This is a genomic window from Novosphingobium chloroacetimidivorans, from assembly GCF_014204535.1.
Lineage (GTDB): Bacteria > Pseudomonadota > Alphaproteobacteria > Sphingomonadales > Sphingomonadaceae > Novosphingobium > Novosphingobium chloroacetimidivorans.
Map to the genome: position 1 here is coordinate 12,565 of NZ_JACHLR010000006.1, position 11,695 is coordinate 24,259.

An 11,695-nucleotide genomic window follows, 5' to 3' on the forward strand; every position below is an offset into this window, starting at 1 on the left:
GGCGCTCGCGCCCCGTGACCGGTTCGACGATCTTCCCCCAAGGGCAACGCCCGCCTTGCGGGAGCCGATGCGCTTATCGTACGTTGAACCGCGCATGGAGGCTGCGACCACTCTGAGCGGAGCGGGCCGGGGATTATCTCAGGCAGAACGTTTTCGAGCCACCCGGCTCTTGAGCGAGGCTTTGGTCGCGACCTTGAGCGATGCCGACGCCACGATCCAGTCGATGGCGGATGCCTCGCCGGCCAAGTGGCACCTGGCGCACACCACATGGTTCTTCGAAACCTTCCTGCTGCGCGATCACCTGGCGGGATACACCCGTTTCGACGAGCGCTGGCCGTTCCTGTTCAACAGCTATTACGAGGCGGAGGGCGCCCGCCATGCCCGCGCCGCGCGCGGCCTGCTTTCGCGCCCGAGCCTTGATGAAGTGCTCGCCTGGCGTGCGCATGTGGATGCTGCGATGGCGCCCTTGCTCGCGCGCCCCGACCTGGCGCCACTGATCGAACTGGGCATCCAGCACGAGCAACAGCATCAGGAGCTTCTGCTCACCGACATCCAGCATGCGCTGTGGAACAATCCGCTCGGCCCTGCTTATGTCGGGTTTGGGACAGCGACAGCGCGTGAAGAAACGGCAAGAGGCTGGATCGAGCATCCCGGCGGCATCGCCCGGATCGGGCACGAGGGCGAGGGCTTCGCTTTCGATAACGAAGGCCCTTCGCATCGCGCGCTGATCGAGCCTTTTGCGCTCGCCGACCATCTCGTGACCAACCGAGATTGGGACGCCTTCATCGCCGATGGCGGCTATCGCACCGCCGCGTTGTGGTTGTCCGATGGCTGGTCCTGGGTGCAGCGCGAGGGCGTCACGGCACCGCTTTACTGGCGAGAGGGCGAAAGCTTCACGCTGGCAGGCTGGCGGCAGCGCGATCCCGAGGCGCCGGTCACGCACATCTCCTACTACGAGGCCGATGCCTTCGCCGCCTGGGCCGGGATGCGGCTGCCCACGGAGTTCGAGTGGGAGGTGATCGGCCAGGGCCACGATGCCAGCGCGGGCAACCAGCTCGACCAGGCAGGCGCTGTCCGGCCGCACGGCTCGGCCGGCTTGTTCGGCGACGTGTGGCAGTGGACCCGCTCCGCCTACCTGCCGTACCCGCGCTTCCGCCCGGCCGAAGGCGCCGTGGGCGAATACAACGGCAAGTTCATGAGCGGCCAGTTCGTGCTGCGCGGCGCCAGCTGCGCCACCCCGCGCGGCCACTCGCGGGCGAGCTATCGCAACTTCTTCTACCCCCATCAGCGCTGGCAGTTCACCGGCTTGCGCCTCGCCAAGGATCTGTGACGATGGCCACCGCAGCGCTGATCAGGGAGGAGCCCCAGGCCGCCTCCGATACGTTCCACGCCCAGTTCCGCCAGGACGTGCTGGCGGGCCTGTCGCAGGCGCGCAAGGCGATCCCCGCGCGTTGGTTCTACGATCATCGCGGCAGCGAGCTGTTCGAGCAGATCACCGTCCTGCCCGAATACTATCCGACCCGCACGGAAGTGAGCATCCTGGCCGAGCACTGCGGCGAGATCGCCAGGGCGGTCGGGCCGGGCCGGGTGGTCGTCGAGTTCGGCGCCGGCAGCGCCACCAAGACGCCGCTGCTGCTCGATTGCATCGCGCCTGCCGGCTATGTGCCGATCGACATCTCGGGCGACTTCCTGCGCGAGAGCTGCGCCCCGCTCGTGGCGCGCTATCCCGACTTGCCGATCCATCCGGTCGAGGCGGACTTCGGCGAACCGGCGCGGCTGCCCGCCGCCTTGTCGCTGCAGCCGCGCCTGGGCTTCTTTCCCGGCTCCACCATCGGCAACATGGAGCCGGCGGCCGCGACCGACCTGCTGCGCACCATGCGCGCCACGCTGGGCGCCGGCAGCCTGCTGCTGATCGGCATGGACCGGATCAAGGACGAAGCCGTGCTCACCGCCGCCTATGACGATGCGCAGGGCGTCACGGCCGAGTTCAACCTCAACCTGGCGCACCGGATCAATCGCGAGCTGGATGGGTCCATTCCCGTCGAGGCGCTGCAACACCGAGCCGTGTGGAACGAAGCTCGCGCCCGGATCGAGATGCACCTGGAGGCCCGGCGCGACATCGCCTTCGAGGTCGCCGGTCGCAGCTTCGCGCTGGAGCGAGGCGAGACGATCCACACCGAAAACAGCCACAAGTACGACGAGCGCAGCGGCACGACGCTCCTCCTCGCGGGCGGCTGGGAGCCGCGCCACACCTGGATGGATGCGGACAGGCGGTTCATGGTGATCCTCGCCCAGGCGATCGGTGACGATCAGACCGCCTGAGGGCGGGCGGCTGCTTGCCGGCGCCCCCGGTACGGCGCATGTCATCCTGACGGGGCGGCGAACGCCCGATCGTTAGGGAGCGCGCGTTCGATGGGCTTGTTCGACTTGAGTGGGCGCGTCGCGCTGGTGACGGGCGGCGCCATGGGCATCGGCGCGGGGATCTGCGAAGTGCTCGCCGAAGCGGGCGCGACGGTCGTGATCCTCGATCGGGACGAGGCCGGCGCGCGCGACCAGGTCCAGCGCGGGGCGGCCGCGGACTTCGTCGTCGCCGATCTCGCCGACGAGGCCTCCATCACCGCCGCGGTGGCCCAGGTCGTCGACCGCCATGGCGCGCCTTGGGTGCTGGTCAACAATGCCGGGCTGCAGCACCGCGAACTGCTGCTAGAGGGCACCGCGGCGCACTGGGAGCGGCTCCACGCGGTAAACGCCCTCGCGCCCTACCTGCTGATCCGCGAAGTCGGGCGCGCGATGATAGCCAAGGGTGAGGGCGGGCGCATCGTCAATTGCGCCTCCTGCGGGCTGGAAGGCCAGATCGTGCAGGGGCTTTCGGCGTATCTGGCCTCCAAGGGCGGCCTAGCCACGCTGACGATGACGGCGGCGTTCGAGCTCGCCGAGCATGCGATCACCGTCAACACCGTGCTGCCCGGCGGCGTCGCGACGCCCGGCGCGATCGGCGCGGAAGGACCGCCGCCGGTCGGTCCGGGCAACCGCCGCCCGCCGCTCGGCATGTGCACCCCGCGCGATATCGGTTCGGCCGTGCTCTACTTCGCCACCCCGGCGGCGCACCGGGTGACCAACCAGGTGCTCAACGTCGATGCCGGCTTCTCCGTGACCTGAGGCCTAGACTCAGTAGCGCCCGGCGGCGATGGGCGGTCAGGCCAGCTGCGCGCGGGGCACCTGCTCTGAATCGCTTGCACCGGCTCGTGCCGCCAACTGACGCCGCCATGCCTCTATGCCGCGCTCTACGAAGCGGACGACGAGCCAGGCCACCAGCAGGCTGATGGCGATGATGACCATCGCGTAGAGCGCCGGATGGGCCGCGAACATGCCCGTCCGCGGCACCAGGCCGATGATCAGCAGATGGCCAAGATAGAGAGGGAACGAGAGCTCCGCGATCCTGCGGTCCCATCCCCGCGTCCGGCTCCATTCATGGATCGCGGGCAAGGCACAGGCGGCGAGCGTCAGCGTGCCCACGCGGGCCGGCGTGAAAAAGGCCAGTTCCGACCATGAGCCGAGCAGGACCGGATAGAACACGATCGCAGCCACTGCGGCCAGTGCCAGGATCCGTGCTTCCTGCGTGCGCCACAACTCCGGCTTCGCGGCCCAAACCTTGTACCCCAGCACGCCGGCCAGGAAGAGCGCGAGTTCGAAGGGAAAGAAACGGTAGCTGAACGGGTCGGCGCTGATGCCCAGCAGCGCGGCCGCGATCCTCGCGACAAGGGAGAGCCCCATGATTGTGGCGATCTGGCGTACCGGCCGCCGCGCGATGAAGGGGGCGAGCGCATAGAAGTATAGTTCCAGCGCCAGCGACCACGCCATCGGGATGGCCATGAAGCGGAACACTTCGTGTCCGCCTTGCGCGAACGGCGTGGTCGAGAAGACCAGGTGGCCTTGGCTGGGCGCCAGGTAGAAGGCTATGTCCTGGCCGACCACCGTCAGGTTCAGGAGGCCGAACAGCAGCTTGGCCGTCAGGCTCACGCTGTCCTGCAGGTACGGCGATAGCGGTGAGTTGCCGCTTGCCAGTTGCGCGGCTGCGAAGGCCACGACGTAGAGCGCCAGAAATACCAGGTAGACCGGATAGATGCGCGCCAGGCGGTTGACATAGAACACGCGGTTGAGCGCCGGGCGATCGTATCGCTCGTTCAGCACCAAGCCCATGTAGAAACCGGAGACGATGTAGAAGATCTGCACCGCGACCGGGCCATCGACGAGCAGGAGGCGCCACCGCATGCCGGTGTGGCTGACCAGCACGGCTATCGCCAGGAGCACACGCAACAAGCCCACCGAACTCTCCCGATCGCGCACGGCCCAGAGTTTCAATCCGGTGCCGCATCGGATCCGGCCTGGCTGCATCGGAGCCTAGCGCGACAAGGTTAATGTTTCGCAAGGCTCAAGCATTGGGGATGGCCACGAAGACGAAGGGCCGCACCTTCCGGCACGGCCCCCCTTGGCTTGGATGTGTCGTGCCGGGCTTACTTGGGCGGCATGCGGATCGCCCCGTCGAGGCGGATCAGCTGGCCGTTCAGGTAGGTGTTGCGTGCGAGCTCCAGCACCAGGCTGGCGAACTCATCCGGATTGCCGAGGCGCTTGGGGAAGGGGACGGCCTTGCCGAGACCCTCGAACACTTCGGGCGCATGCTCCTTGACGCGCAGCATCGGTGGGGTGGCGAAAGTGCCGGGCAGGATCGCGTTGACGCGGATGCCCAGATCCATGAGGTCGCGCGCCATCGGCAGGACCATCGCGTTCACCGCGCCCTTGCCGCCGCCGTAGGCCACCTGTCCGATCTGCCCGTCCTGCGATGCTGCCGACGAGGTGAAGATGATCGCCCCGCGCTCGCCATCCTCGTTCAGCGGCTCGGCGTTCGCCATGCCCAGCGCGGCGATCGAGGCGACGCGGTAGCTGGCGGTGAAGATACCTTCTGCCGACTTGGCGATCTGCTCGGTCGGGGTGCGCTTGTAGGCGCCGGTCTTCTTGTCGAACGACACCGTCTTGCCGCCGCCCGCGACCACCGCGCAGTGCACCACGAGACGCTCCTGGCCATGCGCGGCCCGCGCCTTGGCGAAGCCGGCCTCGACGCTTTCCTCGTCCATGATGTTGACGTTGCAGAACACGCCGCCGATCTCGGCCGCGAAGGCCTCGCCCGCCTCTTCGCTGATGTCGAACACGGCGACCTTCACGCCGGCGTCGGCAAGCGCCTTGGCGCTGGCGCGGCCCAGACCCGAAGCACCTCCGGTGACGATAGCGGCGATGGTGTTGTCGATCTTCATTCTCGGCAGCTCCCCGTATGGTGCGATTCGCGAAGGTTGGGCGTTTGGCTAGCGAGTGCCGGCGTCGCTGTCGAAACGACACGTGCTTTCACCCGCAAGTATCGCATGTGCGGGGACGTCTCGAGAGGGGGTATTTCAACGGCGCCAGGACACAGTCGCGCTGATCATCTCCAAGGACCGGCCAGCGATGCGCGCTGATCGGACGCGCGCGCACTCGACATCGCACCGCTCTTCACGGACAACGGGCCGGACGTCGTGCAATCGAAGCGGCGCAACGGGGGATGCGATGTGAGCTACTGGGGTGAGATGCGCGGCAACTGGCGCGTGTTGCTGGCGGCGAGCCTCGGCTCGGGCACGAGCCTGCCGCTCTTTGCCTATACCAACTCCGCCTTCGCCCCGCACCTGATCCGCGAGTTCGGGTGGTCTCGCGCGCAGTTCGCCTTGATCGGAATAGCCACACTGTCCACCTTGCTGGTGCTGCCGGTGGTCGGGCGGCTGACCGATCGGATCGGGGTCAGGCGCGTCGCCCTGCTCGGGACCTTGCTGGTGCCGTTGTGCTTCGTCGCCTATGCCATGCAGAATGGCGACTTCGCCTGGTATGCGACCGTCTTCACGCTGGTCCTCGCGGTGGCGAGCCTCACCAGTCCATTGGTCTACACGCGCCTGGTCGCCGAACGCTTCGAGCGCGCGACCGGCCTTGCACTGACGGTGATCAACTGCTTTCCCGCCGCCTTGGCGATCGTGCTGGTGCCGCTGCTCAACGCGTGGATCGAGCGCTTCGGTTGGCGCAGTGCCTACCTTGCACTCGGCGTGCTGACGCTGGCGGGAGGGCTCAGCGCACTGGCGCTCATCCCGCGCGGGCAGGAGCGCCTGCGTCCAGGGGCGGCCGCGCCGATCGAAGAACCGGCGGTTGACAATCCCGCCACCGCGACGGCGCGCCAGGATTACCGCGCGATCCTGAGCAGCGGCGTGTTCTGGATCGTCGTGCTCGGCATGTTCCTGTGCCTGCTGCAGACTCCGCTGCATTCGAGCCAGATGAACCTCATGCTGGTCGACAACGGCATCTCGGCGCAGGCGGCTGCCAACATCGTCCCGCTATACGCCTTTGGCACCATCGTCGGGCGCATCGCCTGCGGACTGGCGCTGGACCGCTACCCCACGCCGCCGGTGACCGCGCTGTCGATGATCCTGCCGGCGATCGGCTTCGCCTTGCTCGGCAGCACGCTCGACAGTCTGACGGTCATCGGCGCGGCGATGTTCCTGGTCGGGCTGTCGATCGGTGCGGAGAGCGACCTGATCTCGTTCCTGGTCGCCCGCTACTTCAAGGTGCGCATCTACGCGACGACGCTCAGCCTGCTTTATTGCACATCGTTCCTCGCCTCGGCGCTGGGCGCGATCGGGATCAGCTGGTCGCTGGCGAGGTCGGGCAGCTTCTCGCCATACCTGTTCTTCGTGGCGGGCGCGGTCGGGCTGGGCAGCCTGCTGTTCCTGCTCCTGCCCTGGCAACGCGATCGTCCGCGCATCGGCTGACGCTGTCCTCGGTGCCGGCCCGGTATCCTCCGCTGCCTGATTCGCGCTGAGAGTGCGTTCTCGAAAAGGCCGGTCGCGGAAGCCGGCCGAGCGCGTCTGGCTGAGCGCTAAACCGGCCTCTAAACTGGTGAGACCAGCGAGATTGCCTTGGCGATGGCTGGGGCGGCAGGATTCGAACCTGCGAATGCCGGTACCAAAAACCGGTGCCTTACCACTTGGCGACGCCCCATCGCGCGGTGCGTGGCGCTTAGCTGCTAACCTCCTCCATGAAAAGGCCCATCGCCGCTTCGAGGGGCTTTTGCGAACGCCAGAGAAATGGCGGCATCGAACGTTCGGCCGCCGGTGAGTACCAGGGAGAAGACGGTGATGAGGCGTGCAGCAACGAAGCCGTTCCTTCGCCTTCACATCACCGAGTCGATGTCCGCCGCCGAGTGCCGCTCGCGCACCAGTCCCTCGCCGTTGCGGTTGACCTTGATTCCGCGTTTGACCGGGGTGCGGGCGAACAGTTCGTCGGCCCAGCGAACGACGTTCTTGTAGCTGCCGAAGTCCAGGAACTTGTGAGCCGTGCCGTAGGCCTCGCCGCGCGCGATATTGCCCAGCCAGCCATAGGCGGCGATGTCGGCGATCGTGTATGCCTCACCGGCCAGATACGGCACTTGTGCAAGCCGCTTGTCGGCGACGTCGATGATCCGCTTGGTTTCCATGGTGTAGCGATTGATCGCGTACTCGAATTTCTCGGGCGCATAGGCGTAGAAATGCCCGAACCCGCCGCCGATCATCGGTCCGGTCGACATCTGCCACATCAGCCAGGACAGGCACTCGGCCCGGCCTTCGGGATCGGTGGGAATGAAAGCGCCGAACTTCTCGGCAAGGTGCAGCAGGATGGCGCCGGATTCAAACACGCGGATCGGCTTGTCGCCACTCAGGTCAAGCAGGGCCGGGATCTTCGAGTTCGGGTTGATGCCCACGAATCCCGAGCCGAACTGGTCGCCCTTGCCGATCTCGATCATCCAGGCATCGTACTCGGCCGGGTGTCCGGCGGCGAGCAGCTCCTCGAACATGATGGTGACCTTCTGGCCGTTGGGCGTGCCCAGGGAGTGCAGCTGGAAGGGATGAGAGCCACGCGGCAGCTCGCTCTCGTGCGTCGCGCCCGAGATCGGGCGATTGATGTTGGCGAACTGTCCGCCGTTCGCCTTGTCCCAGGTCCAGACTTCGGGTGGCGTGTAGGTCTCTGCCATGTGCTTGCGGTCCTCGGCTTGTTGCGCCGCTTAGGTAGGAGCGGGCGCGGCAGCGACAAGGCGGCCTCGTGCAAGACGATCGGGGCGAGGGCGGCAAACCCGCCTCCGGACGTTCGATCAAGTTAGCGTCGCAAGACGAAAGGGCCCGGACACCTGAGGTGCCCGGGCCCTTTCATTTCCTGTTCGGGTCTGGTCGGGTCAGCCGATGATCGACTTGACCTCCAGATACTCGTGGAAGCCGTACTCGCCCCACTCGCGGCCATTGCCCGAGCGCTTGTAGCCGCCGAACGGCGCGTGGAAGTCGAAGCCGCCGTTGACCCAGATCGCGCCGGTGCGCAGCTTGCGCGCAACGTTGCGGGCGAGTTCCGCATCCTCACCGCTGACGTAGCCGCCGAGGCCGAAGTTGCTATCGTTGGCGATGGCGATCGCATCTTCGACATCGTCGTAGCCGATGATCACCAGCACCGGGCCGAAGATCTCCTCGCGCGCGATCACCTTGTCGTTGGTGGTCACGAACACGGTCGGCTTGACGTACCAGCCCTTGTCCAGGCCCTCGGGACGGCCGAGGCCACCGGCGATCAGTTCGGCGCCCTCGTCGAGGCCGATCTGGATGTAGCGCTGGATGTCGTTGTACTGGCTCTTGGAGACGACCGGGCCCATCGCGAAGTTGCCGTTGGGGTCGCCCACCGTCACGCCGTCCGCCGCCTCGGCAGCGATCTTTTTCACCTCGTCGAGGCGCGAGGAGGGCACCAGCAGCCGCGAACCGGCCGAGCAGGTCTGGCCCGAGTTGCCCATCATGCCCGCCGTCGCACCGGCGACGTTGGCCGGTAGCGAGGCGTCGTCGAGCACGATCCAGGCGCTCTTGCCGCCCAGCTCCAGGCCGACGCGCTTGACGGTGTCGGCCGCATCCTTCTGGATCTGCACGCCCACGGCTTCCGAGCCGGTGAACGAGATCATGTCGACGTCTTCGTGCTTGGACAAGGCGGCGCCGATCTCGCTGCCCTTGCCCTGGATCATGTTGAACACGCCCGCAGGGGTGCCGGCATCATGGATGATCTCGGCCAGGATCTGCGCGGAGTAGGGCGCGAGTTGTGGGGGCTTGAGGATCATCGTGCAGCCCGCGGCTAGGGCCGGGAAGATCTTCACGCAGGTCTGGTTCATCGGCCAGTTCCACGGCGTGATCAGGCCGCAGACGCCGATCGGCTCCTTGCGGATCAGCGTGGGGCCGCGCTGTTCCTCGAACTTGAACTCGCGCAGGACCTCGATGGCGGTACCCAGGTGCCCCTTGCCGAGCAGGGTGTGGAAGCCGGTCGCCAGTGCCCGCGGCGCACCCATTTCCTCGAGGATCGCCATGCCGAGCTCTTCCTCGCGCTTGAGGTACTCGGCCTGGATCGCCTCGAGCAGCTCGAGACGTTCGGCAACAGTGCTCTCGCCATAACTGGCAAAGGCGCGACGAGCGGCGGCGACCGCCTTGTCGACGTCGGCCAGGCTGCCGAGCGAGATGGTGCCCGAGACTTCCTCGGTCGCCGGGTTGATGACCTCGGCGGTGTTGGGCGAAGTCGGCTCGACCCAGGCGCCGTCAATGTAGAACTGGGTGTAGTTGCGCATTGCTCTCTCCTCGGCGCATGTCCTGCCACGGCAAGGAGCTAGGCGCCTCTTCAATCCACGCTCACTTCGCGAAGGCTCAGGCTTGTTTACCCGAAGCTTTTGCCGTCATCCCGGGCTAGACCCGGGATCCCGCTTCTTCTTGCAAGGGTGCCGAAGAAAGCGGGGCCCCGGGTCAAGCCCGGGGCGACGGTAAATGCTAAGACTGCCCTTCCCGCCTTACTGCGTGCCTTCGGCGTACCAGGTGCGGAATTCGGAGTAGTTGGGCATTTCCTCCGAGTTCGCCTTGGGGTCGATCGGCACGTGGATCACGGTCACACCGCCGCGGGCGTAGGCGCGGTCGATGGCCGGGCCCAGGTCTGCCGCCTTGGTCACGAACTCGCCGGCGGCGCCGAAGCCTTCGCCGATCTTGTCGAAGCGGACCTTGTCCGACCAGTGGGTGCCGGTTTCCTTGGTGCCGTGGCCGAAGGTGCGCTTGTAGACGCCCACTTCGAGGCCCCACTGGAAGTCGACGCCGACAACGCAGACGAGGTTCAGGTTCTCACGCACGGCGACTTCGAGCTCGCCGATGTGGAACAGGAACGAGCTGTCCGAGGTCAGCAGCATGCCGGGGCGCGACACGCCGGTGGCTGCACGGTCGGCCAACATGGCACCGGTGGCGTAGGGCAGGCCGGTGCCGATATGGCCGTAGTTCTGGTTCCAGATCACGTCGTGTGGCTTGCACTGCGAATAGGTCCACTGGAACACCACCGTTGCGCCGCCGTCGCGGATCATGATGCCGTCGGCGGGGAACGCCTTGGTCGCCTCGGTGACGAACTGGCTGGTGTGCATCAGGCTTTCGCTGCCGTCCGGCTTGCCGGCGGCCTCTTCTGCCAGTTCGGCCAGCTGCTGCGCGTCCTGCTGGATATAGGCGGAGAGCTTCTCGGTCGCCTGGCGGCTGCCGAGTTCCTTCAGCGCACGGCTGAGTTGTGGGACGACGCCGCGAACGTCGCCGACCAGCGGCACGTCGATCGGGCGGTTCACGCCGATCGCGGTGGCATCCTGCTGGACGTAGATCCACTTGCGGTTCGCCTCGTTGTCGACCCAGTGGCGCCAGCGGCCATAGTGCGACGGCTCGCCGAGTTCGGTGGCGAGCGCGACACAGCAGTCGCTCTCGACAACCGCGTCGATCGACGCTTCCGAGAAGCCGTAAGGGAAGGTGCGGTCTTCCAGGCCCTCGATAAAGCTGGTGCCGCCCGAGGTCTGGATTACCGGGCACTGCATCAGGTCGGCGAGTTCCTTGACCGCCGCGCCCGACTTCGACGTGTGGACGCCGTGGCCGACCAGCAGGATGGGGTTCTTGGCTGCCATGATGATCTTGGCGGCCTCCGCAATGCGATCGCCATCGGCGCCCGCGTTCACCAGGCGGTAGCGGCTGGGCGGCAGGATCGGCGTGTTCGGAACGTCCTCCAGGATCACGTGCTGCGGCAGCTCGATATAGGCCGGACCGGGAGTGCCGGACATCGTGACGCGCATCGCCTCGCGGATGATCTCGTCCACCTGGTCGCCATACTCGATCGAGCTGGAGAACTTGACCGAGTCCTCGATCAGCGGCTCCTGGCGCACGAACTGGATGCGGCCGCGGCGCACGCGGCGCTCGGTCACGCGGGCGCGCTGGCCGGCGATGATGATGATCGGATCGTTCTCGACCTTGGCGCACTGCACGCCGGGCATGGCATTGGCGAGGCCGGGCCCGAGCGTCGCGATACACACGGCCGGCTTGCCGGTGATGCGCGCGGCGGCGGCGGCCATGTGGGCGGACGAGGCTTCGTGGTGCGAGGAAACCACGGTCCAGCCGCGGGTCTCTGCTTCGAGGAACAAGTGGACGAAGTTGGGATCGGGAATGCCGAACAGCGTGTTGATGCCCTCGGCCTCGAACAAGTCGAGCATCCGCTTGTACACAGGGATCATCCCGGTGTTCGTGGTCGGGCTCTGCGCCTGAGGCTCATTGTCGTACATGGTGATGCCTTCCTT

9 protein-coding genes and 1 tRNA gene are annotated in these 11,695 nt (G+C 66.7%); 4 read left to right on the top strand and 6 right to left on the bottom strand.

Going from position 1 to position 11,695, the window contains the following annotated elements; translation table 11 throughout:
- Positions 1-94 precede the first annotated feature (94 nt).
- The 3 genes from egtB (at position 95) to HNO88_RS08545 (ending at position 3,159) form a co-directional block, all read left to right on the top strand.
- Entirely contained in the window at positions 95-1,330 is a 1,236-nt protein-coding gene (gene egtB / locus HNO88_RS08535) for an ergothioneine biosynthesis protein EgtB (protein ID WP_184244094.1), read from the top strand.
- Between the two features lie 2 nt (positions 1,331-1,332).
- Positions 1,333-2,322, top strand: coding sequence for an L-histidine N(alpha)-methyltransferase (gene egtD, locus HNO88_RS08540; protein ID WP_184244096.1), 990 nt, complete (start codon positions 1,333-1,335; stop codon positions 2,320-2,322).
- 90 nt (positions 2,323-2,412) lie between these two features.
- Positions 2,413-3,159: an SDR family NAD(P)-dependent oxidoreductase gene (locus HNO88_RS08545; protein ID WP_184244098.1), complete on the top strand. Its 747-nt coding sequence runs from the start codon at positions 2,413-2,415 to the stop codon at positions 3,157-3,159.
- Between the two features lie 36 nt (positions 3,160-3,195).
- Here the strand turns inward: HNO88_RS08545 and HNO88_RS08550 are convergent, their stop codons facing one another.
- Together HNO88_RS08550 and HNO88_RS08555 are read right to left on the bottom strand one after the other, a co-directional pair.
- A complete protein-coding gene (locus HNO88_RS08550) occupies positions 3,196-4,326 on the bottom strand; it encodes an acyltransferase family protein (protein ID WP_184244100.1) in 1,131 nt (376 codons plus the stop codon).
- Between the two features lie 188 nt (positions 4,327-4,514).
- The gene (locus HNO88_RS08555) at positions 4,515-5,309 is read right to left on the bottom strand and encodes an SDR family oxidoreductase (RefSeq protein ID WP_184244102.1); all 795 of its coding nucleotides are present in this window, start codon (positions 5,307-5,309) and stop codon (positions 4,515-4,517) included.
- Between the two features lie 288 nt (positions 5,310-5,597).
- On the opposite strand from HNO88_RS08555, the gene HNO88_RS08560 reads away from it, so the two are divergent.
- Positions 5,598-6,839 (top strand): MFS transporter, encoded by a 1,242-nt coding sequence (locus tag HNO88_RS08560; protein WP_184244104.1) that lies wholly within the window; start codon positions 5,598-5,600, stop codon positions 6,837-6,839.
- A gap of 154 nt (positions 6,840-6,993) precedes the next feature.
- Here the strand turns inward: HNO88_RS08560 and HNO88_RS08565 are convergent.
- The 4 genes from HNO88_RS08565 to HNO88_RS08580 all read right to left on the bottom strand — a co-directional run bounded on the left by HNO88_RS08565 (position 6,994) and on the right by HNO88_RS08580 (position 11,680).
- Positions 6,994-7,068, bottom strand: a tRNA-Gln gene (locus HNO88_RS08565).
- Between the two features lie 172 nt (positions 7,069-7,240).
- Positions 7,241-8,077 carry a glutathione-dependent disulfide-bond oxidoreductase gene (gene yghU, locus HNO88_RS08570; protein WP_184244106.1) on the bottom strand — a complete coding sequence of 279 codons (837 nt, stop codon included), beginning with the start codon at positions 8,075-8,077 and terminating at the stop codon, positions 7,241-7,243.
- 198 nt (positions 8,078-8,275) lie between these two features.
- Positions 8,276-9,685, bottom strand: a complete 1,410-nt coding sequence (locus HNO88_RS08575) for an aldehyde dehydrogenase family protein (RefSeq protein ID WP_184244108.1) — start codon at positions 9,683-9,685, stop codon at positions 8,276-8,278.
- A 216-nt stretch (positions 9,686-9,901) separates the two neighbouring features.
- Positions 9,902-11,680: a thiamine pyrophosphate-binding protein gene (locus HNO88_RS08580; protein ID WP_184244110.1), complete on the bottom strand. Its 1,779-nt coding sequence runs from the start codon at positions 11,678-11,680 to the stop codon at positions 9,902-9,904.
- Positions 11,681-11,695: the final 15 nt, after the last annotated feature.

Bases quoted from the DNA above. Each gene is read 5' to 3' on its own strand.
- egtB (WP_184244094.1), top strand. From the start codon at position 95: ATGGAGGCTGCGACCACTCTGAGCGGAGCGGGCCGGGGATTATCTCAG.
- egtD (WP_184244096.1), top strand. From the start codon at position 1,333: ATGGCCACCGCAGCGCTGATCAGGGAGGAGCCCCAGGCCGCCTCCGAT.
- HNO88_RS08545 (WP_184244098.1), top strand. From the start codon at position 2,413: ATGGGCTTGTTCGACTTGAGTGGGCGCGTCGCGCTGGTGACGGGCGGC.
- HNO88_RS08555 (WP_184244102.1), bottom strand. From the start codon at position 5,309: ATGAAGATCGACAACACCATCGCCGCTATCGTCACCGGAGGTGCTTCG.
- yghU (WP_184244106.1), bottom strand. From the start codon at position 8,077: ATGGCAGAGACCTACACGCCACCCGAAGTCTGGACCTGGGACAAGGCG.
- HNO88_RS08575 (WP_184244108.1), bottom strand. From the start codon at position 9,685: ATGCGCAACTACACCCAGTTCTACATTGACGGCGCCTGGGTCGAGCCG.
- HNO88_RS08580 (WP_184244110.1), bottom strand. From the start codon at position 11,680: ATGTACGACAATGAGCCTCAGGCGCAGAGCCCGACCACGAACACCGGG.